Below are 23282 nucleotides of genomic sequence, written 5' to 3'. Positions count from 1 at the left end.
ATTCGGGCTACTTCTGCGGAGTTGTGAACCGCGGGGGCGGACGAACGACGGCGGACGAACCGGCGGACGAACCCGCGGGGGAGCCGGTTACTCGGGGTCGCCGCCGAGCGGGCCGACGGCCGCGAGCGGACGGGGGTCGTCAGCACCGGTCTTGCGCAGGCGGGCGATCAGGTTCCCCAGGTGGTAGATCAGGATCGCCGCGACCGTGGCGATGACGATTCCGCCGAGTTCGAAGCCGGAGGCCTCGTCCTTGATCATGAACCCGCCGACGGCCATGATCAGCGCGACGGCTGCCGTGTACTGGTTGACGGGCCGGGAGAAGTCGACGCGGTTGTCGACCCAGATCTTGATGCCGATGACACCGATGAGGCCGTACAGTGCGGTGGTCACGCCACCGAGCACTCCGGCGGGCACGGAGTTGATGACCTCACCGAACTTGGGCGAGAGGCTGAGCAGGATCGCGGCGGCTCCGGCCACCCAGTACGCGGCGGTGGAGTAGACGCGGGTGGAGGCCATCACGCCGATGTTCTCTCCGTAGGTCGTGGTTCCGGATCCGCCGAAGAAGCCGGCCAGGGTGGTCGAGACACCATCGGCGATCAGGGCCTTGCCGGTCTGCTGGTTCACGCTCGCATCACCGGTCATGGTCGCGACGCCGCGCACGTGGCCGACGTTCTCCGCGATCAGCACCAGGACGACGGGGAGGAACATCGCCAGCGCCGTCAGCGTGCCGGGCTCGGTGAAGTTCGGGAAGGTGAAGGTGGGCAGCCCGATCCAGTCCGCCTTCTCGACGGCTGTGAAGTCCAGTTCCCCCCGGAAACCCGCGAAGATGTAGCCCGCGATCACGCCGAGGAAGATCGAGATGCGTCCGAGGAAACCGCGGAAGACGACGGCGAAGAGGATCGTGATCGCGAGGGTGAAGGTCGCGGTCACGGGCGCTGCGGCGTAGTTGTTGTGCGCTGCGCCGGCGAGGTTGAACCCGATGAGGGCGACGATGGTCCCCGCGAGGACCGGCGGAAGGAAGCGATCGACCCACTTCACACCGACCGTGTGCACCACGACGCCGATGATCGCCAGGAGCACGCCGACCGCCACGATGCCGGCCAGGGCGGTGCCCATGTTCGCGGAGGCGGTCGCGGCCGTGACCGGTGCGATGAAGGCGAAGGAAGAGCCGAGGTAGCTGGGCAGCTTGTTGCGGGTGATCAGCAGGAACAGGATCGTGCCGACACCGCTGAACAGCAGGGTGGTGGCGACCGGGAAGCCGGTGATGATCGGCACCAGGAACGTGGCCCCGAACATCGCGACGACGTGCTGGAGTCCGATCGCGATCGTCGCCGGCCAGTTCAGGCGCTCATCGGGACGGACGACGGCGTCGGGTTCGACCGTGCGGCCGTTTCCGTGCAGCTTCCACAGGGCCATGCGGGCTCCTCAGAGGTTCGGGGGATGGCAGGAGTGCTGGAGCAACACTATCGATTCCTGAGGGTTCCCTGAGTGCGGACGCTCCTCTCCGCCGGTCGGCGTGCAGGTTCAGATGCAGGTGTGCACGACGGATGCAGGAGCGGCTTGCGGCCGATCGTCATGCATCCGTCGGATCGTCATGCATCCGAGCAGCACACGCGGGCGTGCGAGCAGCACACGCGGGCGTGCGAGCAGCGCACAGCGGGACGGGTCAGGCACCGAGGCGCTCGATCAGCTCGCGGTAGCGGTCGGCGGTGCGTGCGACCACATCGTCCGGAAGCAGCGGCGGCTCGCCCTGCTGGTCCCAGTTCGCGGCCAGCCAGTCGCGCACGATCTGCTTGTCGAAGCTCGCCATCCGTGCACTCGGGGTGTTGCCGGTACGCCAGGCCTCGGCATCCCAGTACCGCGACGAATCGCTCGTGAGTACCTCGTCGGCCAGGCGCAGGGTGCCGTCGGCATCCGTCCCGAACTCGAACTTGGTGTCGGCGAGGATCAGGCCCTTCTCCTCGGCGATGGCGGCCGCAGCCGTGTAGATCGCGAGGGAGGTGTCGCGCAGTTCGGCCGCACGGTCGGCGCCGACCAGCTCGACGGCGCGCTCGAACGTGATGTTCTCGTCGTGCTCGCCCATCGGCGCCTTGTAGGCCGGGGTGAACAGGGGCTCCGGCAGCCGGTCGCCGTTGTGCAGGCCCGCGGGCAGCGGGATGCCGCACACGGTGCCGCTCTCCTGGTACTCGACCCAGCCCGACCCCGTGATGTAGCCGCGCACGACGCACTCGATCGGCAGCATCTCGAGCGACTGTGCGAGCATGGCGCGATCGGCGACGGCCTCGGGCAGCTCACCCGCGGCGATGTGGTTGGGGAAGTCGGAGAGCTGGGCGAACCACCAGCGGCTCAGACGCGTCAGCAGGGCGCCCTTGTCGGTGATGCCGGGAGAGAGCACGAAGTCGAAGGCGCTCACCCGGTCGGAGGCGACGACGAGGATGCGGGTGTCCGCCGGGTCTTCCGAGGCGTACAGGTCGCGGACCTTGCCCGAGTAGATGTGCCGCCAGCCGGGGATGCTCTGTGCCGTGCCTTCTGAAGGAATGCTCACCCGCTCATTATCCCGGTTCCGTCGGGCGGGTCCCACCGAGACCCCCGTTCGTCGCCGAGACCCCGCCGTACCGCCGTAACTGCGACGGGGTCTCGGCGACAGGACGGGGTGTCGGCGACAGGACGGGGTCTCGCCGCGGTCGAAATGGGCGTATAGTCCACATGGACTATTTGAGGGGACCCATGAAGAAGGATGCCGTCGATCGCCTCACCCCGATGGGGGTGATGGTGCTCGCGCTGCTGCGCGAGGGTGACATGCACCCCTACGAGATGGTGCGTCTCATGCGGGCCCGCCACGACGACCGGCTCCTCACGATCACGAACGGGACGCTGTACCACACGGTCTCCCGGCTGCATCGTGCAGGGTTGATCGATGAACTCGGCATCGACCGCGACGGCAACCGTCCGGAGCGCACGACCTACTCCCTGACGGATGCCGGACGCGAAGCGGTCGTCACGTGGGTGCAGCGCGAGCTGCCCCGCATCGACCGCCCCGCCGAGTTCCGGATCGCGCTCGCCGAGGCGCACAACCTCGAGCGTCCGGACGTCATCGAGCTTCTGGGCGCGCACCGGGTCGCCCTGGTCGACGACCACATCCGGCATCGCGACGGCTTGGCGAATGCCAGGAATCACGCGGTTCCCGAACAGGTCCTCGTCGAGATCGAGCGTCAGGAAGCGCTGCTGGCGGCGGAGCTCCGCTGGCTCGACTCCCTCCTCGAACGCCTCGAGGCCGACGCCCTGCCGTGGGGTCCCACGGCATTCCAGAACTCAGACCGCTACCGCGCTCAGCGAAAGGCTGCACAGCAATGACCGATGCTCCTCGTGCCGGAGACCGCCCACCGGTGTCCGCGCCCTCGTCCTCCGGTCCGTCGACCGGCACCTACTCCCTCGGGCACAAGCCCACGAGTCCCTGGCCTGCGCTCTGGGCGCTCGTCATCGGCTTCTTCATGATCCTGGTCGACACCACGATCGTGTCGGTCGCGAACCCGGCCATCAAGGCGGCGCTCGACCCGAACACGAACAACCTCGACAACGTGGTGTGGGTCACGAGCGCCTACCTGCTCGCCTACGCCGTGCCGCTGCTGATCACCGGACGCCTCGGCGACCGCTTCGGCCCGAAGAACATCTACCTGATCGGTCTCGCGATCTTCACGCTCGCCTCGCTCTGGTGCGGACTCTCCACCACACTCGAGGGGCTCATCGTCGCCCGCGCGGTGCAGGGGCTCGGTGCGGCGTTCATGACCCCGCAGACGATGGCCGTGATCACCCGCACGTTCCCGCCTGAGCGCCGCGGTGCCGCGATGGGACTGTGGGGCGCGACCGCCGGTGTCGCCACCCTGGTCGGCCCGCTCGTCGGAGGCCTGCTGGTCGACGGCTTCGGCTGGGAGTGGATCTTCTTCGTGAACGTCCCGGTCGGCATCGTCGCGTTCGTGCTCGCCTGGCGCCTGGTCCCGAAGCTCGCGACGCACCCGCACCGCTTCGACATCGTGGGCGTGGTGCTGAGCGCCGTGGCCCTCTTCCTCCTCGTGTTCGGACTCCAGGAGGGCGAGAAGTACGACTGGGGCGTCATCTGGGGACCCATCTCGGTGTGGAGCCTGATCATCGCCGGGCTGGTGGTCCTCGGCCTCTTCATCCTGCAGCAGGCCAAGACCCGGAGTGAGCCGCTGGTCCCGCTCGAGCTGTTCCGCGACCGCAACTTCTCGGGGGCGAACGTGGCGATCGCCGCGGTCGGCTTCACGGTGACGAGCATGTCGCTGCCGATGATGTTCTTCCTGCAGACGGCGCGCGGGCTCACGCCCACCGAAGCGGCGCTGCTCCTGATCCCGATGGCCGTGCTCTCGGGTGTGCTCGCTCCGGCCGCGGGCAAGCTGCTCGACCGGGTCGATCCGCGCATCATCCTCATCCCGGGGTTGCTCTGCGTGGCCGGCGCGCTGGTCTGGTACTCGGCCCTGATCAACATGGACACCCCGATCTGGATGTTCCTGCTGCCGTCCGCCCTGATGGGCATCGGCAACGCGGGCATGTGGGGCCCGCTCGCCACCACGGCGACGCGCAAGCTCCCTCCGCGCCAGGCCGGTGCGGGTGCGGGCATCTACAACACGACCAGGACGATCGGATCGGTCATCGGCTCGGCATCCATCGCGGCTTTCATGCAGTCGCGCCTGGAGGCGAACCTCCCGGGTCTCGCCGATGCGCCGTCCGGCATCTCGACGGGCGGGACGCTTCCGCCGCAGGTGGCCGACGGGTTCGCCGCCGGTATGGCGCAGTCGATCCTGCTGCCGGCGTGTGTCATGGGGATCGCCCTCATCGCCTCGCTGTTCCTCGGCCGCTACGACAAGACCACGGCTCCCTGAGTCCGGCCCCGGCTTTCGAATCGCGTGAATGGTCGCATCCGTGGCTCGGATCGGGCCGTTTGCGCGATTCGAAGGCCCGGAGTGAGTTGCACCGGCGACCACCGTCTGGTGTGCTGAGGCGATGACGATCGCGCTCTCCCGACCGACCACCGACTTGTTCGAGTCCTGGGCCTCCGCGGTGGCCGAGTTCGAGGGCGGACACGTCGATGGTGCCGGTATCGAGAAGGGGCTGGTGCCCGACCGTGCCGCGTGCGAGGCCTTCGTCGAGATGGCGGCGCTGTTCGCTACCCCCGGTGCCGCGCTGCCGGAGGGGCGGGTTCCGTGCGACTACTTCTGGATCACCGAGGGTGACGAGGTCGTCGGGTTCATCGCGTTCCGTCGGGAGCTCAACGAGTGGCTTCGTCGCTTCGGCGGCCACATCGGATACTCGGTGATCCCCTCCCGACGCCGGGAGGGGATCGTACGCGAGGCGCTCCGCCTGATGCTGCGCCTGGCGAAGGCCGAGGGCTATGAGCGGGTCATGCTCACCTGCGATGACGACAACGTGGGGTCGATCCGGACGATCGAGGGTGCAGGTGGCGAGCTCGAAGACGTGATCGACGCCCCCGAGCCCGGGCTGCCCCGCGTACGGCGGTACTGGATCGACATCTCGGGGACCAGCCTCACCGCGAGCTAGCCTCACCGCGAGCGTCTGCGGTCCGGAGGCGGAGCAGGACTACTCCGCGACGCGGGCGGCGATGTCCGTGCGGTGGTGCGAGCCCTCGAGGGAGATGCGGGAGATCGCCTCGTACGCGCGGTCACGCGCCGTGCGGAAGTCGGAGGCGACGGCCACGACGTTCAGCACGCGGCCGCCCGTCGCGATGAGCGATCCTCCCGGTGCATCGGGGCTCGCGGTCGCCGCGTGCACGAGTCGCACACCCTCGACCGACGCAGCGTCCGCGAGGCCCTCGATCGGACGACCGGTCTGCGGCGCCTCGGGGTAGCCTTCGCTGGCGAGCACGACGGTGATCGCCACGTCGTCGCTGAACTCGGGCTCGGGCTGATCTTCGAGCGTGCCGGAGGCAGCGGCGAACAGCAGGTCCGACAACGGGGTCACCAGTCGGGGCAGCACGATCTGCGTCTCGGGGTCGCCGAAGCGGGCGTTGAACTCGATCACGCGCACACCGGCCGGGGTGAGGATCAGCCCCGCATAGAGCAGCCCGATGAACGGGGTGCCCTCGGCGTCGAGCTGCCGCACCACGGGGAGAGCCACGTCACGGGTGACCTCTTCGACGAAAGCCCGCTCGCTGCCGAACTGCTCGGCGAGCCACGGCAGCGGCGAATACGCGCCCATGCCACCGGTGTTGGGTCCGGCGTCACCGTCGAGTGCGCGCTTGAAGTCCTGAGCGGGGCTGAGTGCGCGCACCGTGTCGCCGTCGCTGAGGAAGAACAGCGAGACCTCGGGGCCGGAGAGGAACTCCTCGATGAGGACGGGCCCGGCGGGAAGGTACTGCTCGGCGTGTGCGAGGGCGTCGGCACGGTCGGACGTCACGATGACCCCCTTGCCCGCGGCGAGGCCATCGGCCTTGACCACGTACGGTGCGCCGAGCTCGTCGAACGCGGACTCGACCTCGGCCGTGGTGGATGCACGGACAGCACGACCGGTCGGCACGCCCGCCGCGTCCATGACCCGCTTGGCGAAGGACTTCGAACCCTCCAGCTGAGCGGCGGCCTTGCCCGGGCCGAACACCGGGATGCCACGTACCCGCAGCGCATCGGCGACACCGGCGACCAGCGGGGCCTCGGGGCCGACGACGACCAGGTCGATGGCGTGCTCATGCGCGAAGGCCGTCACCGCGGCGCCGTCGAGAGGATCGACCGTGACGGGGGTCGCATCCTGCGCGATGCCGGCATTGCCCGGAGCGACGAAGATCTCGTGCTCCGTCTGCTCTGCCCGCAGGGCGAGGATGATCGCGTGCTCACGGGCACCGGAACCGAGGACGAGAATCTTCACCCGTCCAGACTACCGAGGCTCACGGTCCGGGTTTCAGGTGGTCGGGTGTTCGGTGTTCGGTGTTCACAACTCAGGAGGAATCTCTCCGGCCGGCGAGCATCCGCGGCGTGTCCGCCGCTTTCGCCGCATCCTTCCTGAGTTGTGACCGAGGTCGACCGGGCTCCGAGGCCGACCGGACTCCGGGGGCGATCGGGCTCCGGGGTCGACCGGGCTCAGAGGGCGACGGTCCGTTCCACGGAGGCATCCCAGGGCACGGTCCAGCCGGCGGCGTCGAACAGGGCGTCGAGCACCATCGCGGTGAAGCCCCACACGATCGTGCCGTCGACGTCGAAGGCGGGGCCGCGGAAGGTGTGGCCCATCCGTGTGAGGGTCGAGGTGAACCGGGTGGCCGGGTCGAGGAGCTGGGCGACAGGGACGCGGAACACCTCGACGGTCTCGGCGTGGTCGACGGCCACGACCCGCGACGGCGACTGCCACCAGGCCAGCACCGGGGTCACCAGGTGGTTGCTGGCGGCGAGCGGAATCACGGGGAGCGTGGCCAGGATCTCCACTCCGTCCGGATCGAGCCCGGTCTCCTCCTCGGCTTCGCGCAGGGCTGTGGCCACGGCATCGGCGTCATCCGGCTCGACACGGCCGCCCGGGAACGAGACCTGACCGGGGTGGGAGGAGAGGGTGGGTGCGCGGCGCTGCAGCAGCACGTCGAGGTCGCGGGCGACGGCGGGTCCGGCCGTGGGGGCGGGGATGCGGTCGAGCACGCCGAACAGGATGAGCACGGCCGCGTCGTGAGCGCTCTGCGGATCGGCGAGCTGCGGGATGCGCACGCCCCAGGAATGGTCGGCGACGGCCGCGAGCAGCTCGGCGCGGGCGCCCTGGGGATGCATGCTCATGCGTTCGAGCTTAGGACTCGTCGCGCGACGTCGGACGTAGTCTGGAGAGATGGCCAGGAAGATCGACATCACGGACGGACGCGTCGCGCTCGATGCCGTCCGTGCCGCCGATGCCTCGGGGGTGAAGCCGCAGCGCTCCGACCTCGCCACCGCCGTGCGCTACCTGCTGCAGCTGCTGGACGAGAAGGCGCCGGGCAACAGCGTCGAGGTGCGGGTGCCCCCGTTCGGTGCGGTGCAGGTCATCCAAGGACCCCGTCACACCCGGGGCACGCCGCCCAACGTCGTCGAGATGGATGCCGCGACCTGGATCGCCGTGTCGACCGGGACCGAGCGATGGGCGGAGGCCGCGGCCGGCGGGCGCATCCACGCCTCCGGGACCCGCGCCGATCTGAGCGACGTCCTCCCGTTGCGGCCCTAGCGCGGAGGCCCACACGCAGAACCGCCCCGGGGTTCACGCGGATCGGGGCGGTTCGCAGGTCGCAGTGGTCGCGGTTCAGGCGAGCTGTGACCGGAACGCCTTCGCGGCGACCATGAGCTCCTCGACCCTCGTGCGGTCGGCGCGGTTCTCGAACTTGCCGTCCTGCTTGAAGTACGTTCCGACGACAGCGCCATCGGCGACGGCGAGCTGATCGGCGACGTTGGAGGCCCGGACGCCGGTGTTGACGAAGACGGGGACATCTCCGGCGTTCTCCTTCACGATGGCCAGCGACTGCGTGTCTGTGGGCGCGCCCGCGGTGAGCCCGGAGACACAGAGAGCGTCGGGCTTGGTCGCGAACACCGTGGTGCGGGCGATCGAGCCCAGGTCGCGTTCGGCGAGGTAGGTGGCCGACTCCGGCACGATGTTGAAGAGCAGTTTCACGTTCCCCGCGCCGATGCGGTGGCGGTGGCGGGCGACTTCACCGACGTTCGTGTTCCACAGGCCGAAGTCGCTGGCGTAGACACCCGTGAAGATCTCGCGGACGAAGGCGGCGTCGGTTGCGGTGGCGAGGTCGATGGAGGCCCGGCCGTCCCACAGCACGTTCACGCCGAAAGGGACGGAGAGATCGCGCTGGAGCTCGCCGAGGACGCGGGCCATCGTGATCGCGGTGATCGGCTCCGTCTTCGTCAGGTACGGAAGGCTGAACTCGTTCGAGATCATCACGGCGTCGACGCCGCCGCTCTGCAGGGCGTCGAGCTCGCCGCGGGCGCGCTCCACGATCGCGGCGACACCGCCGACGGTGTCGTAGCCGGGGTCGCCGGGGAGCGGAGCCAGGTGGAGCATCGCCACGATCGGCTTCTGTGTGCCGAACACCTCGGGGAGCCAGTTGGGCATGTCTTTCCTCGTTTCTTCGGAATGGATCACAGTTACTGTGAAAGATTCACGACGAGCAAAGCACAAGTTATTCATTCACACAAGCTTGTCGCCTAGGGTGGGATCTGCCACACGAGGAGGTAGGGATGGAAGCCCACGAGCGCCGCGCGCTGATCGAGCAGCGTGTTCTCTCTGACGGGGAGGCCGAGTTCAAGGCTCTCGCCCTGGAGTTCGACGTCTCCGAGATGACCATCCGTCGCGACCTGGAGCTCCTCGAAGAGCGCGGCAGCGTGCGTCGGGTGACCGGCGGTGTGATCGCCGCGCACGGAACGGCGGTGGAGCCCGGGTTCAATTCGCGAGCGTTGATGGGCGCGCGCGAGAAGATCAACATCGCTGCCGCTGCCGTCGCTCATCTCAACCATGGTGAGACCGTCGTGCTCGACAGCGGCAGCACCGCGCTTGCCGTGGCTCGGGCGATCGTCGGCAAGGGGCTCGGGCTCACGGTTATCACGCCGAGCATCCTCGTCGCGCTCGAGCTCCACGACGAGCCCAACACCACGATCCTCGTCACCGGTGGGCGGGTGCGGCCGGGCGAGCTCAGCCTGGTCGGTGCCGAGTCGATCGAGGCATTCAAGCGCTACAACTGCGACGTGTACGTCATGGGGGTCTCCGGGGTAGACGGCAAGCGCGGTCTCTCCGACTACTCCAATGAGGAGGGGGCGGTGAAGCGCGCGGCGATCGAAGCCTGCGATCGCGTCATCGTCGTCGCCGACGCGTCGAAGCTCGGCCGCGTGCATCTGACGAATGTCGCCGGCCCGGGTGAGGTCGATCTTCTGGTGACGGATGGTGCGGTGGATCACCCCGCGCTCGTCGGGTTGCGCGCGGCTGGCGTGCAGATCGAAGCCGTTCCCGCGCTCTAGCGAACCGCGCTCCGCGTCCGGCCCTCTTGCGCAACGGTTGAGCAACAGGTGTGAGATTTCGCATTGACAAGCGAAGGGATCACGTTTTACTGTTCCACAGCGATGAGATTTCTTCCCATTCCTCCCTGGGGGTGGTGGAAACTAACACTGGCTCAACACGAAGGAGTGGAACATGCGTAAGACGAAGTTGCTTGCAGGGATCGGATTCGGCGCGGTGGCCATGCTTGCCCTGGCCGGCTGCGGTCAGGTCGGCGGAACCACCGGTGGTGGCGAGGCCGGTGGAGGTGCCGAAGACGGCGCGATGGTCACCGTGGTCAAGATCTCGGGTGTCGGCTGGTTCGACCGCATGGAGGTCGGCGTCAAGGAGTTCGCCGAGGAGACAGGGATCGACGCGCGCCAGGAGGGGGCCGACGACGCGAGCCCCGAGAAGCAGATCCAGATCATCCAGGACCTGATCGCGCAGTCACCGGCCGCGATCACCGTCGTCCCCAACTCGCCCGAGGCGCTCGAGTCCGTGCTCAAGCAGGCACGGGACCAGGGGATCGTCGTCGTCGCCCACGAAGCAGCCGGTATCGAGAACGCCGACATCGATATCGAGGCGTTCGACAACCGGGCCTACGGGGCGAAGATCATGGACAACCTCGCCGAGTGCATGGGCGACTCCGGGCAGTACGTCTCCTTCGTCGGCGGGCTCACGGCCAAGACCCACATGGACTGGGTCGGCGGCGCGTACGACCAGCAGCAGGCCGAGTACCCCGAGCTGACCCGTGTCGAAGAGCCTGTGGAGAGCAAGGAAGACGAGAGCGTCGCCTACCAGCGCGCAAAGGAGCTGCTCGCGAAGTACCCCGACATCAAGGGCTTCCAGGGCTCGGCCGGTACTGACGTCGCCGGCATCGCTCGCGCGGTGCAGGAAGCGGGCCTGGAGGACCAAGTCTGTGTGATGGGCACGAGCATCCCGTCGGTGGCGAAGAAGTACATCGTCGACGGCTCGATCGACAAGATCTTCTTCTGGGATCCCGCCATGGCGGGCAAGGCTCAGCTCAAGATCGCGCAGCTGCTCGTCGACGGCGAGGAGATCGCAGACGGCACCGACCTCGGTATCGAGGGGTACAACTCCCTGAAGAAGCTCGACGGCTTCGACAACGTGTACGTGGGCGACGCCGCGGTCATCGTCGACAAGGACAACGTCGACGACTACGACTTCTGATCCCGACGTCCATCACGACTCAGGGCGGGGTCGCCAGCGCGCGGCCCCGCCCCGGAGGAAGAACATGAACGCAGAACAGGCGCAGCCGACGCCCGGAACGGGGCCCGCTTCTCCTCAGGTCGACTCCGTTCGCGGGGCCAGGCCCGTTCTCGAGGTCAGGGGGGTGCGGAAGGTCTTCGGCGGGGTCGTCGCCCTCGACGACGTCGCCATCACCCTCCACCCCGGACGGGTGCACTGCCTGGCGGGCGAGAACGGGTGCGGCAAGTCCACGCTGATCAAGATCATCAGCGGCGTCGAGAAGCCGGAGGCGGGCGAGATCCTGCTGGATGGCGAACCGCTCGCACACCTCTCGCCGACGCAGGCCCTCCGTGCGGGCATCCAGGTCATCTACCAGGACTTCTCGCTCTTCCCCAACTTGACCGTGGCCGAGAACATCGTGCTCCCGGCCGCGATCGCCGCGCGACGCAAGCTCTACAGCGCGAAGAAGCGCCGGCCCGAGGCGCAGCGCATCGTCGAGGAACTGGGGCTGAGTCTCGACCTCGATTCCGACGTCGAACGACTCTCCGTCGCCGACCGTCAGCTCACCGCGATCTGCCGCGCGCTCGTGCAGGACGCCAGAGTCATCTTCATGGACGAGCCCACGACGGCGCTCACGCACTCCGAGGTCGAGCGGTTGTTCGCCCTCGTGCGGAGGTTGCAGCAGCGCGGTGTCGCCCTGGTGTTCGTCAGCCACAAGCTCGACGAAGTCCTGCAGGTGTCTCAGGACATCACGGTGCTGCGCTCCGGGCGCCTGGTCGCGAGCGGCCCGGCCGACGAGTTCGACGTCGCCTCCCTCACTCACGCCATGACAGGTCGTGAGGTCGACGACTCCCGGGTCGTCGTCGAGGTCGATGACGACGTCGAACCGTTGCTGCGCGTCGAGCACCTCGATCTTCCGGGCGCCTTCACGGATGTCTCGTTCGACCTGCAGCCGGGCGAGATACTCGGTCTCACCGGGCTTCTCGGATCAGGTCGCGGCGAGATCGCCGACGCATTGTTCGGGCTGTTGACCCCCCGATCCGGCACCGTCACCGTCGGCGGGCGCACCGTGCGGCCGGGGAGCATCCGGGCTTCCGTCGACGCTGGCATCGGTTACGTGCCCGAGGACCGGCTCACACAGGGCCTGTTCCTCGACAAGTCGATCTCCGACAACATCATCGCGGGCTCCCTGAGCGAGCACGCGGTCGGCAAGGTGCTTCTCAGCCGCAAGCGCACGGCTGAGACCATCTCGCGTCTCTTCTCCCGCCTGCGTATCAAGGCCTCCAGCGTTGAAGCGCCCGTGCGGTCGCTGTCCGGCGGCAACGCGCAGCGCGTCGTGCTGGCCAAGTGGCTCGCGACCAAACCGCGAGTGCTGATCCTGAACGGACCGACGGTCGGCGTCGACGTGGGTTCAAAGGAGGAGATCCTGCAGATCCTCCGCGAGGCCGCGCGTGACGGGATGGGTGTGCTCATGATCTCCGACGATGTTCCCGAACTCGTCTCCCTCTGCAACCGCGTACTCGTGGTCCGCCGCGGCGAGATCGTGTCGCGGCTGGCGGGCGACGAGATCGCCGCGCCCCGAATCCAGGAGGTGATGGCCGCGTGAGCGCCACCGACACCCGCATCCGCCTTCCCCGCATCGGGCGCATGTCGAACGAGCTGGTGCTGGCGAGCATCATCGTGGTCCTGGTGATCGTGATGTGCGCCGTGAACCCCGCCTTCCTCAGTGTGCACACGCTCTTCTCGATCCTGCGCTCTGCTCTGGTGCCGATGGTCTTCGCGCTTGCGGTGCTCCTCGTGATCATCTCCGGCGGTATCGACGTCTCGTTCGCAGCCATCGGCATCTTCGCGGCCTACACGACCGTGTCTCTCGCGCAGGGTGAGAGGCTCGACTTCGGGCTGATCGGCATCCTCGCCTTCGCAATTGTGATCGGCGGAGCTCTCGGCTTCGTCAACGGCATCGTGATCGCGAGGTTCCGGCTGCCGACCCTGATCGTCACGCTCGCGACGCAGGGCATCTTCAAGGGTGTGCTGCTCGCCTACATCGGCTCACGATACATGGCTGAGCTGCCGAACGGCATCTCCTGGCTGTCGACCGCGAACCTCATCTCGATCGAGTCGACTCGCGCCTACCTGCCGATGCTTATCGTGCCGGTCGTGCTGCTGGTGATCGGTGCCGCATTCCTGTTGCGGCGCACGATGTTCGGCCGCGGCATCTACGCGATGGGCGGCGACCTGGAAGGGGCTCGCCGGGCGGGCTTCCCCGTGGTGCGCCTGCAGATCCTGCTCTACGTGCTCGTCGGGGCGGTCGCCGCGATCGGCGGACTCATCCACGTCGTGCTCGGGCGCAGCGCCAACCCGCAGGACCTCGTTGGCACGGAGCTCGACGTGATCGCGGCCGTCGTGCTCGGCGGCGCCTCGATCTTCGGTGGACGCGGCACCGTCACCGGCACTGTGCTCGGCGTGCTGCTGGTGCAGATCATCAACAACAGTCTCATCCTGATGGGCGTGCCGACGGCGTGGCAGCGTGCCGCCGTCGGCTTCCTCCTGGTGATCGGCGTCGGGATCCAGGCCGTCATGGCCCGCCGCGCTTCCCGCCGGACGTTCGTCCTCGACACGGTGAAGGAGTGACCATGCCACAGTCGACCCCTCCCGGGCAGCTCGCCCGGATGAACGACCAGGTCGATCGCTCGGTGCGTTCGCTGCTTGGTCGCATCCACGTGGATCGTGGCATCGGTCGGATGCTGGTGCTCTTCGTGCTTGCGTTCGGACTCTTCGCGATCCTCAACCCGAGGGTCTTCCTCAATCCGATCAATCTTCAGAACATGATGGTCGCCTCACCCGAGGTCGGAATCCTCGCGATCGCGATGGCCCTTGCGATGCTCACCGGCGGGATCGACCTGTCGCTGGTCGCCATCGCGAACCTGTCGGCTATCACGGTCAGCACCATGTTCACGGCCATCGCGAGCAGTGATCCGGCGACCGCGGAGTCGTTGGGTGGGTTCATCGCTCTCATCGGCGTCCTGGTCGGCGCTCTCGCGGGTGCGGTCAACGGCTTCCTGATCGCGACGGTCGGCATCACGCCGATCCTCGCGACCCTCGCCACGATGCAGATCTTCAACGGGATCGCGATCGTGTGGACAGGCGGGAAGACGCTCTACGGTGCCCCGGCCGTGCTCTCATCGGTCGGGCAAGCGACTGTCGGCGGCATCCCTATCCTGTTCCTCGAGTTCCTCGTGGTGGCGGTGCTGATCGGGGTGCTGATCTCCCGCACACCGTTCGGGCGACGCACTCAGCTGCAGGGGGCGAACCCCACGGCGGCGATGTACTCCGGCATCCGCAGCACGAGCGTGCTCTACGGCACGTATGTGACGACGGGGCTGCTCGGCGGCATCGCCGGGTTGGTGTTCCTGTCCCGCAACCCGACCGCGAGCGCCGACTACGGCACCTCCTATGTGCTGCTCGTGATCGTGATCGCGGTGCTCGGCGGGACGAACCCGACCGGCGGATTCGCCACCATCACGGGCGTGGTCCTCGCGACGCTTGTGCTGCAGGTCGTGCAGTCCGGCTTCACGGCCATCCGACTCTCGGCATATGAGTATGCGATCGCGCAAGGGGTGATCCTGATCGCGGTGATGGTGTTCGATCAGGTGAGGGTCCGGCGAAGGCCGCGTCGCGCGCCGAGCAGTCAGACCGAGACGATCGCGCTCGCCGAGATTCCCCGGGCCTGACTCCCGCATCCGAAAGGCACTCTGATGGACCTGTTCCTCGGCATCGATGTCGGAACGTACGAGACCAAGGGCGTGCTGGTCGATGCCACCGGGCGGGTGCACGCCGAGGCACGCACAAGGCACGGCATCAGCACGCCCGCACCTGGAATGGTCGAGCAGGACGCGGATGCGGTGTGGTGGCACGACCTCGTCGAGGTCGCCACGACGCTGCGGAGGGCAGTACCGGATGCCGTGATCGCCGCGGTGGCGTGCAGCGCGATCGGCCCATGTGTGCTCCCCGTGGACTCCGAGCTGCGTGCGCTCCGCCCCGCCATCCTCTACGGGATCGACACCAGGGCGACCGAGGAGATCGGCATCCTCGAGACGCGACTCGGACGGGACGAGATCTATCGCCGGGCGGGCAATGCGTTGACCAGCCAGTCCGCGGGGCCGAAGATGCTCTGGGTCGAGCGCAACGAGCCCGAAGTCGCCGGGCGCACCCGGTGGTATCTCACGAGTCAGAGTTACCTCGTCGCGCGTCTGACCGGTGAGGTCGTGATCGACCATGCGACGGCCGGCTACTTCCATCCCTGCTACGACCTGGCCCGGCTGGACTGGGACCTCGGCGGGATCGACGACCTCATCCGCCGGGAGACCCTGCCCCGTCTCGGATGGTCGACCGACGTCGCCGGCACGGTCACCGCCGCGGCTGCTGCAGTGACCGGCATCCCCGAGGGCACACCGGTGCTCGTCGGCACGACGGACGCCGTCGCCGAAGCGGTCGGGGCCTCGGTCGTTGCGGCCGACGATCTGATGCTCATGTATGGGTCGAGTGGCTACTTCATACGCGTGACCGACCAGCCGCACGCGGATCCGCGTCTGTGGGCCGCACCCTTCGCACTGCCGGGTCGCTTCGTCCTCGCCGCGGGCACATCGACGGCCGGCACCGCGACACGATGGGTCGCCGACCTGCTCGGACTCGACCACGGAGATGGCGACGCCGCGATGTTCGGGCGCCTGATGGAACTCGTCCGCTCCGCGCCGCCGGGCGCGAACGGAGTGCTGCACCTGCCGCACTTCAGCGGCGAGCGCACACCGCTGCACGACCCCGCTGCCCGTGCCGCGTTCAGCGGTCTCACGCTCTCGACCGGTCGGGCCGAGATCGCCCGTGCTGTCGTCGAAGGAGTCGGACAGTCGATCGCGCTCGCCGTCTCTGCACTGCTCGAAGGCGGCGATGCCGAGCCACGCGTGGTCGCGATCGGCGGCGGAACACACAACGAGGTGCTGATGCAGACGGTCAGCGACCTCACGGGCCTGCGCCAACGGACGGCGGCGACCTTGGGAGCCGCCTACGGGGACGCGATGCTCGCGGCGATCGGCCTCGACGTCGTCACGGAGGAGCAGGCGGCGGATTGGGTCGCCTTCGCCGAGGAGGTCGCGCCCCAAGAGAGCCTCGCCTCCCGGTTGCAGACTGCCTACGAGAGTTTTCCGCACACGTACCGCGCCCTGCGCGCGCTGAGAGAGGTGGACTGATGAGCAGGTGGCAAGAACTGGCGGAGCACCTGGCCGCGGTGAACGAGGTCGGCGAGGGGACGAAGGTCTCGGTGTTCGCCACGACGTCGTCGGTGCTCGACGCGGTGGATGCCTTCGTGGAGGAGGTGTATCGCCGCGGCGGGATGCCGCAGGTGCTGCTCGTCGAGGAGAAATACGACCGGTTCGCGCTCGAACACGCGAGTGCGTCGCTGCTGCGCGAGGCCGCACCGCTCGAACTGGCTTCGATGCAGTGGGCCGACGTGCACGTGTCCTTCCGGGGCATGGAACCGCCCGCCGACGAGATCGACGGCACCAGGCTCAGCCTGCAGCGCGAGGGCAAGGGGGTCGTCTCGACCGCGCGTTGGCAGGGCACCCGGTGGACGCTCGTTCGTATCCCCACTCCTGAGTGGGCGGCGCTCATCGGTGTGCCGCGCGCGCAGCTGGAGGAGGAGTTCTTCGCCGGTACCCTCGCGGACTGGACCGTCCATCGAGCCCACCTCGATCGTCTTTGCGCCGAGTTGAACAACGCGTCGCTCGTGCACATCCTCGACGAGGACACCGACCTGCGGCTGAACTGCAGGGGGCGGACCTGGGTGCCGTTCGCAGGCGAGGCGAACCTTCCGGACGGCGAGGTCGCGACCGCTCCGGTGGAAGACGGCGTCGACGGGCACATCGCCTTCCCCGGCTCGTTCTGGTTCGGCGGGGCGACGATCACCGACCTCCGGCTCGAGTTCGTCGAGGGGCAGGTGGAGAGGGTATCGGCGGCGCGGGGTCTCGACCTCGTGGAGCGCATCCTCGACGCCGACGGCGCTCGCCGCGTGGGCGAGCTCGGCATCGGTACGAACCCGCACGTGCGGACGATGACCGGCGATCTGCTGATCGACGAGAAGATCCTCGGTACCGTTCACATCGCGCTCGGCCGCTCCTATCCGCAGTGCGGCGGTAGGAACGAGTCAGCCATTCACTGGGACATCGTGAAGGACCTCCGCTCGTCGGGGCGGCTGGAAGCGGATGGGCGGGTGCTCATCGACCACACGACATACGATCCGATCCTCACCGGACAGGAGTTCTGACATGCGCAAGATCCTCAACGACCCTCAGGCGTTCGTCGACGAGACGCTGGAGGGCATCCTTCTCGCCCACCCCGATGAGCTGCGGGCCGTCACCGCAGATCGGCGGGCGTTGGCGCGTACGGATGCGCCGGCGCCGGGCCGGGTCGGCATCGTCACCGGTGGCGGGTCAGGACACCTGCCGTTCTTCCTCGGCTACGTCGGGCGCGGGCTGTGCTCGGCGGTCGCCGTGGGGAACGTCTTTTCCTCGCCGAGCTCCTCCCAGATCCACGCGGCTTCGGTGGCCGTGCACTCCGACGCCGGGCTCCTTTACCTGTATGGCAACTACGGTGGCGATGTGCTGAACTTCGACACCGCGGCCGAGCGCTGCCGCGCTGAGGGCATCGAGGTGCGCACGGTGCTCGGGGTGGACGACATCCAGTCCGCGCCGCGTGAACGCGCGGAGTCTCGCCGCGGTGTCGCCGGACTCGTGCTCGTCTACAAGGTCGCCGGGGCGATGGCCGACCGCGGTGCGTCCCTCGACGAGGTCGAGCGCGTCACTCGTAAGGCGTCGGATGCGACCCGGACGATGGGCGTCGGCCTGTCGCCGACCGTGCTTCCTGCAGCGGGTGAGGAGACGTTCACGCTCGACGAGGGGGAGATGGAGATCGGCGTCGGTATTCACGGAGAGCGCGGCAGCCATCGCGGCCCTCTTGAGCCGGCGGATGCGATCACCGACCGGTTCCTCACCGAGATCGGCACCGAACTCGACCTCACCGAGGGGCGGCGCGTGGCCGTGCTCGTGAACGGCCTTGGCTCGACGCCGCTCGAGGAGCTGTACGTGATGTACCGCCGAGTGCACCGCACGCTGACGGATGCCGGGGTGGCCATCGGCTACCGACTGGTCGGCGAGTACGTCACGAGTCTGGAGATGGCCGGAGCCTCGCTGTCGATCATGCAGCTCGATGACGAGCTGGAAGAGCTGCTGCAGGACCCTGCCGGGTCACCGTTCTTCCGACAGGGGGCAGCGCCGGTGGGGGACGTCCTCACGACCGCGACCGCCGTCGGCGAAGAAGCGGCCACTGTCGATGTGACCCTGGCCGGATCCCGCAGCGCTCTTCGCGATCTGCTGCTCGCTGTACTGCCGCAGATGGAGCGGCACCGCGAAGAGCTCCGCGCCCTGGATGCCGCTCTCGGCGACGGAGACCTCGGCGTCACGGTCGCCGTCGGTGGTGCCGCAGTGGCGGATGCCTTGCGCAGCCTCCCGGATGATCTCGACGCACGCAGCATCCTGCGCGTGGCGGGTGATGCCTTCGCCACAGCGAACCCCTCGACGTTCGCTGCTCTGATCGGAAGCGGCCTGATCGCGGCGGGGGAGCACGTCCCGCCGGGGGCTCACCTCGACCGTGCGGGTCTCGTCGATGTCGTGCAGACGGCAGCGACGAGGATCGGCGCGCAGGGCGGTGCTGCGCGCGGCGACAAGACCGTGATCGATGTGCTCCTCCCCATCGCCGAGGCGCTCGATGCCGGAGCGGGGGCCGCCGAAGTATCGGCGGCGGCACTCGCCGCGGTCGCCGAGAGCGCGGGCTGGCAGTCGCGACGTGGTCGCGCGGGGTGGCAGCAGGAGCGCTCAGTGGGTCATGCGGATCCCGGCTCTGTCGCGGTCGCGCGCTTCGTCGAGGAAGTCGTGCGCGCCACCAGCTGAGGGCCGGAAGGAGAACTCCGCGGAGCCGTGCAGCACCGAGGTCGTCGAGGTCCGTTTCCTGCAGTCCCGCGGGCTTTCGGCGCCGCCTATTCGACCGGTAGGTGCGGTGGGTGCGCGAGGATTCCGCCCCGCATGGTGGCCGGACGCTTCACGGTGACCCCTGCTTCTTCGGCGATCAGAGCTCCCGCTGCCCAGTCGAACTCGTACAGGTCGGTCTCGATGAAGGCGTCGACACTGCCTTCCGCGACCAGACACAGTCCGAGTGCGGCAGAGCCGACACTGCGCAGATCCGTGAACGCCGCCATGCGCGCCGGGAGCTCGGCGAGCTGCCGTATCCGCTGCTCGGGGTCGTAGGAGAATCCGACGGCGAGAAGCACCGGTGTCGCGCCGGCGGCTGGTCCGTGGAGCCGCCGACGGGTGTCGCCCGATGTCCGGTATGCCCCCAGCCCCACCCCCGCGGAGTAGATGAGGTCGAGCTCCGGAGCATGCACCACACCGGCGAGCCAGGCGCCGGAGCGCACATCCTGTACGGCGACGGAGGACCCGTAGTGCGGCAGCCCGCGCACGAAGTTCGAGGTGCCGTCGAGGGGATCGATCGACCAGCGGAGCGCGGAGCCGGAGCCGGTGGTCGCGTACTCCTCTCCGGACACCTCGTCGTCGGGGCGGTGCGCGGCGAGGGCAGCGCGGATCGCGCGTTCGGCACGCAGGTCGATCTCGGTGACCACGTCGCCCGAGGCCCCCTTCGTGCGGAGTCCGAGGTGATCGGACGACGCATCGCGTTCACGGGCGGCCTCGGCGAGCACATCGGCTCCAGCTGCGGCGGCCGCGAGGGCGACGTCGAGCAGGTCGGATGCAGACGGCATGGCGATATTGATCCTCCCGTGGGCGATCCTCCAGCGTAGCGTCGGCGACCCCAGGAGTCGGCTCAGGCGCGATCGTGGAGCGAGATCCGGTACCCGTCGGGGCCGGCGAAGGTGAGAGTCCGCCCGAAGGGACTGCCGATCCGGCCCTAGCCGCGCCGCGGATCAGCGCCGCGCGACGACCAGCGGAACCCCGGTCGCGGGGTGGGGGAACACATCGACGGCCTGGCCGTAGACCTGCTCGATCCGCTCGGCGCTCAGCACCTCGGACGCCGTGCCGGTCGCGGCGACCCGCCCGTCGGCGAGGAGCGTCACGCGGTCGGCGTGCGCGAGCGCGGCATTGAGATCGTGCAGCACGATGGCCACCGCGATCCCGGCGTCCGCACGCGTCCGGATCAGCCGCATGACGTCTTCGTGGTGCTTCAGGTCGAGCGCCGCGGTCGGCTCGTCGAGCAACAGGATGCCGGTGCTCTGGGCGATCACGCGGGCGAGGGCGACCCGGGCGCGCTCACCTCCCGACAGCGACGGCACCGCGCGCGCACGGAGTGCCGTCACCTCGGTCTGCGCCATCGCGGAGGACACCAGATCGTCGTCTTCCTCGGCCGCGGGCGTGCGCGCCCAGGGGGTCCGGCCCATCCGCACGACCTGCTCTGCGCTGAAGGGGAACGTGACGGTGTTCTCCTGCAGGAGCACGGCACGCTGCCGGGCGAGCATGCGCGGTGTGACCCGGTCGAGGGGCCGGCCATCGAGCTCCACCGTGCCCGCGTGCGCGGTGACGTCTCCGGCGAGGACTCCGAACAGCGTGGACTTGCCCGCACCGTTCGGCCCGACGAGGGCGTGGATCTCTCCGCTGTGGATGTCGATGGACGCATCGTCGAGGATCGTCCGCCCTTCGCCGACGCGCACCGTGAGCCCCGCCCCGCGGAGCCGGACGGTCACGCCCATCCTCCCGAGCGACGGCGTGTGCGCACGAGCAGCCACAGGAAGAACGGCCCGCCCACGAGCGAGGTGATCATGCCGATGGGGAGATCCGCGAGCGGCACCGCGGTGCGGGCGACCAGGTCGGCGACCGCGATGAGCAGCGCGCCGCCGAGTGCCGAGGCGACCACGAGCGGGAGGTGGGCGGGGCCGATCATCATGCGCATCAGGTGCGGCACCACGAGCCCGGCGAAGCCGATGATCCCGGCGAACGCGACTGCCGCGCACACCAGCAGCGCGACGGTCACGATGACCACCACCCGCAGCAGCTCGACGTTCACGCCGAGGTGTCGTGCGGTGCGCTCGCCGAGGGCGAAGAGGTCCAGGCCGGGCGCCACGATCAGGGCGACGACCACGCCGATCAGGACGAGCGGCGCCACGAGCTGGATGTTCGACCACAGCGCGCCGTTCAGCGAGCCGAGCTGCCAGAACACGATCTGCTCGCGGGTCGATGTCGTGCCGAGGAACGTGAAGAACGCCATGCCCGCGCCGGCGATCGCATTGATCGCGATACCGGTGAGCAGGAGGGTCACGACCTCGGTGCGTCCGCCGGACCGGCTGATGAAGTACACCGAGAACACCGCGACCAGGCCCCCGAGGAACGCGAAGGCGGGCGTCGTCCACATCCCGAACGTCGCCAGCCCGAAGGTGATGCTCGCGGCTGCACCGAGAGCCGCGCCCGAGGAGACCCCGACCACGCCGGCGTCCGCGAGCGGGTTGCCGAAGATCGCCTGCATGAGCACACCCGAGACGGCGAGGGCGGCACCGACCAGCAGGCCGAGCACGATGCGCGGCATCCGCAGGGTGAAGATCACGCCGTAGTCGGTGGATGCCGTCGGAGCCCACGCCGAGTCGATCCCGATGCCGCGCAGCAGCACCCCGACCAGCGAGGTGGGGGACAGGTCGTACTGCCCGCTCGTGATCGACACGATGCACGTGATCGCGAGCGCGACGACCAGGCCGACCGTCACCAGCGTGAAGCGCAGGCCCCGATGCCTGGTCGGAGTCGGGGTGACGACCTCGCCGGTCACTTCGCGGGCTCGGGCGCGTACAGGGCGCGGGCCAGGGCGCCGATCACGTCGGCGGTGCGCGGACCGAAGCTGAGGATCTCGCTGTCGGCCATGTCGATCACGCGACGGTGTGCTCCGGCGGGTGTCTGAGCCACGGCGGGGATCCGCTCGATCAGCCCGTCGATGCCACCGACGGATTCGAGCCCGTCGGTCATCATCACCAGCACGTCGGGCTGCGCGGCGACGAGGGCTTCGGCCGTCAGGGGCTTCATGCCCTCCCATCCGATCTCGGCGGCGACGTCGACTCCGCCGACCGCGTCGATCAGCGAGTCGGCCCCGGAGTCCTCGCCGAAGATGTAGTACACGTTCGCGCTGCCGCGGACGTAGAGGAAGAGCATGCGGGCGCGATCCGCTTCGTCGGCGGGCACAACCTCGGAGATCTCGGCCAGCGTCTCATCGACCGCGGCATCGAGCCGCGCGATGAGCGCCTCGCCCCGGCTCGGGACCCCGAGGGCTGTCGCGATCTCGGTGACCAGCTCGTCGGTGGTGTCGAGCCGCCGGTCGCTGGAGATGACCACGACCGCGATGCCCGCGTCGCGCAGCTGCTGGCGCACCTCCTTCGGGCCGATCGTCGTGTCGGTGAGGATGACGGTCGGGGACAGTTCGAGGATCGCCTCGGCATTGAGCGTGTGGCCGGTCTTCGTGACGACCGGGAGGTCTTCCGTGCCCACGAAGTCGGTCGACGCGTCGCGCCCGACGACCTGATCGCCGAGACCGAGAGCGAACACGGTCGACGCGATCGTGCCCGAGATGTCGATCGGCAGGATGCGGTCAACGTCGGTGATCTCGACATCCCGGCCTTCGCCGTCGGTCACCGTCACCGGTAGGTCCGGCGCGGTGTCATCATCGACGGCGTCGATCGCGTGGCTGGAGAGGCACGCGGTGGAGGGGCCTTCATGTCCGCGCACGTCGTCGATCAGGCCGAGGGACGCGAGGGGCGTGGATGCCTGCGGGCACGTGTCCTCCACGGCGAGAGGGGGTGCGGCGGTGGCTCCCGGCTCGGCGCACGCGGTGAGCCCGGCGGCGAGGGCGGCGACGAAGAAGACGGCGATGACGCGACGCATTAGGCAAGGCTATCCTAAAACTTGACGCACCTCGATCGGCACCTCTACGCTCAGGATCAGTGCTTACTTAGCTAAGCCTAACCAAAACCCACCCGTCGC

General features: G+C 68.7%; 21 protein-coding genes. 12 read left to right on the top strand and 9 right to left on the bottom strand.

Annotated elements, in window-relative coordinates; genetic code table 11:
• Positions 1–87: 87 nt before the first annotated feature.
• A complete protein-coding gene (locus tag KV397_RS14955) occupies positions 88–1416 on the bottom strand; it encodes a uracil-xanthine permease family protein (protein ID WP_047522199.1) in 1329 nt (442 codons plus the stop codon).
• A gap of 250 nt (positions 1417–1666) precedes the next feature.
• Complete coding sequence (locus tag KV397_RS14950; protein ID WP_261811610.1) at positions 1667–2545, bottom strand: phosphoribosylaminoimidazolesuccinocarboxamide synthase; 879 nt, start codon at positions 2543–2545, stop codon at positions 1667–1669.
• A gap of 182 nt (positions 2546–2727) precedes the next feature.
• On the opposite strand from KV397_RS14950, the gene KV397_RS14945 reads away from it, so the two are divergent.
• The 3 genes from KV397_RS14945 (at position 2728) to KV397_RS14935 (ending at position 5574) form a co-directional block, all read left to right on the top strand.
• Entirely contained in the window at positions 2728–3354 is a 627-nt protein-coding gene (locus KV397_RS14945; RefSeq protein WP_261811609.1) for a PadR family transcriptional regulator, read from the top strand.
• Positions 3351–4898, top strand: coding sequence for a DHA2 family efflux MFS transporter permease subunit (locus KV397_RS14940; protein ID WP_227991947.1), 1548 nt, complete (start codon positions 3351–3353; stop codon positions 4896–4898). The genes KV397_RS14945 and KV397_RS14940 overlap by 4 nt, the downstream gene beginning before the upstream one ends.
• A 121-nt stretch (positions 4899–5019) precedes the next feature.
• The gene (locus tag KV397_RS14935) at positions 5020–5574 is read left to right on the top strand and encodes a GNAT family N-acetyltransferase (protein WP_261811608.1); all 555 of its coding nucleotides are present in this window, start codon (positions 5020–5022) and stop codon (positions 5572–5574) included.
• Between the two features lie 39 nt (positions 5575–5613).
• Here the strand turns inward: KV397_RS14935 and purD are convergent, their stop codons facing one another.
• Positions 5614–6891, bottom strand: coding sequence for a phosphoribosylamine--glycine ligase (gene purD / locus KV397_RS14930; protein WP_153243438.1), 1278 nt, complete (start codon positions 6889–6891; stop codon positions 5614–5616).
• 212 nt (positions 6892–7103) lie between these two features.
• On the bottom strand, positions 7104–7778 hold the full coding sequence (locus tag KV397_RS14925; protein WP_248569841.1) for an NUDIX hydrolase: 675 nt from the start codon (positions 7776–7778) through the stop codon (positions 7104–7106).
• Between the two features lie 49 nt (positions 7779–7827).
• Between KV397_RS14925 and KV397_RS14920 the strand changes: the two genes are divergently transcribed.
• Positions 7828–8196, top strand: coding sequence for a sterol carrier family protein (locus tag KV397_RS14920; RefSeq protein ID WP_248569840.1), 369 nt, complete (start codon positions 7828–7830; stop codon positions 8194–8196).
• Positions 8197–8271: 75 nt separating this feature from the next.
• Here KV397_RS14920 and KV397_RS14915 read toward each other — a convergent pair whose 3' ends face one another.
• Positions 8272–9090, bottom strand: coding sequence for a BtpA/SgcQ family protein (locus tag KV397_RS14915; protein ID WP_153243439.1), 819 nt, complete (start codon positions 9088–9090; stop codon positions 8272–8274).
• Positions 9091–9215: 125 nt separating this feature from the next.
• On the opposite strand from KV397_RS14915, the gene KV397_RS14910 reads away from it, so the two are divergent.
• The 8 genes from KV397_RS14910 (at position 9216) to KV397_RS14875 (ending at position 19211) form a co-directional block, all read left to right on the top strand.
• Positions 9216–9989 (top strand): DeoR/GlpR family DNA-binding transcription regulator, encoded by a 774-nt coding sequence (locus tag KV397_RS14910; protein WP_153243440.1) that lies wholly within the window; start codon positions 9216–9218, stop codon positions 9987–9989.
• A gap of 172 nt (positions 9990–10161) precedes the next feature.
• Positions 10162–11196 carry an autoinducer 2 ABC transporter substrate-binding protein gene (locus KV397_RS14905; protein ID WP_131492074.1) on the top strand — a complete coding sequence of 345 codons (1035 nt, stop codon included), beginning with the start codon at positions 10162–10164 and terminating at the stop codon, positions 11194–11196.
• A 163-nt stretch (positions 11197–11359) separates the two neighbouring features.
• Complete coding sequence (locus KV397_RS14900; RefSeq protein WP_047522219.1) at positions 11360–12820, top strand: sugar ABC transporter ATP-binding protein; 1461 nt, start codon at positions 11360–11362, stop codon at positions 12818–12820.
• A complete protein-coding gene (locus KV397_RS14895; RefSeq protein WP_261811607.1) occupies positions 12817–13845 on the top strand; it encodes an ABC transporter permease in 1029 nt (342 codons plus the stop codon). Before KV397_RS14900 ends, KV397_RS14895 begins: the two co-directional genes overlap by 4 nt.
• 2 nt (positions 13846–13847) lie before the next feature.
• Positions 13848–14945, top strand: coding sequence for an ABC transporter permease (locus KV397_RS14890; RefSeq protein ID WP_081996967.1), 1098 nt, complete (start codon positions 13848–13850; stop codon positions 14943–14945).
• A 24-nt stretch (positions 14946–14969) separates the two neighbouring features.
• On the top strand, positions 14970–16457 hold the full coding sequence (locus KV397_RS14885; RefSeq protein WP_248569838.1) for an FGGY-family carbohydrate kinase: 1488 nt from the start codon (positions 14970–14972) through the stop codon (positions 16455–16457).
• Positions 16457–17530, top strand: coding sequence for an aminopeptidase (locus KV397_RS14880; protein ID WP_261811606.1), 1074 nt, complete (start codon positions 16457–16459; stop codon positions 17528–17530). The genes KV397_RS14885 and KV397_RS14880 overlap by 1 nt, the downstream gene beginning before the upstream one ends.
• Before the next feature lies 1 nt (position 17531).
• Positions 17532–19211, top strand: coding sequence for a dihydroxyacetone kinase family protein (locus tag KV397_RS14875; protein ID WP_261811605.1), 1680 nt, complete (start codon positions 17532–17534; stop codon positions 19209–19211).
• Between the two features lie 86 nt (positions 19212–19297).
• Here KV397_RS14875 and KV397_RS14870 read toward each other — a convergent pair whose 3' ends face one another.
• From KV397_RS14870 to KV397_RS14855, 4 genes are all read right to left on the bottom strand, one after another.
• On the bottom strand, positions 19298–20074 hold the full coding sequence (locus KV397_RS14870) for an inositol monophosphatase family protein (RefSeq protein WP_131492079.1): 777 nt from the start codon (positions 20072–20074) through the stop codon (positions 19298–19300).
• Between the two features lie 162 nt (positions 20075–20236).
• The gene (locus tag KV397_RS14865) at positions 20237–21016 is read right to left on the bottom strand and encodes a heme ABC transporter ATP-binding protein (protein ID WP_248569837.1); all 780 of its coding nucleotides are present in this window, start codon (positions 21014–21016) and stop codon (positions 20237–20239) included.
• The gene (locus KV397_RS14860) at positions 21007–22080 is read right to left on the bottom strand and encodes a FecCD family ABC transporter permease (protein ID WP_131492081.1); all 1074 of its coding nucleotides are present in this window, start codon (positions 22078–22080) and stop codon (positions 21007–21009) included. The genes KV397_RS14865 and KV397_RS14860 overlap by 10 nt, the downstream gene beginning before the upstream one ends.
• The gene (locus tag KV397_RS14855) at positions 22077–23183 is read right to left on the bottom strand and encodes a heme/hemin ABC transporter substrate-binding protein (protein WP_153243444.1); all 1107 of its coding nucleotides are present in this window, start codon (positions 23181–23183) and stop codon (positions 22077–22079) included. Before KV397_RS14855 ends, KV397_RS14860 begins: the two co-directional genes overlap by 4 nt.
• Positions 23184–23282: the final 99 nt, after the last annotated feature.

The sequence above is a fragment of the Microbacterium aurugineum genome (assembly GCF_023101205.1).
Lineage (GTDB): Bacteria > Actinomycetota > Actinomycetes > Actinomycetales > Microbacteriaceae > Microbacterium > Microbacterium aurugineum.
This window is presented reverse-complemented; position numbering and strand designations above follow the sequence as displayed.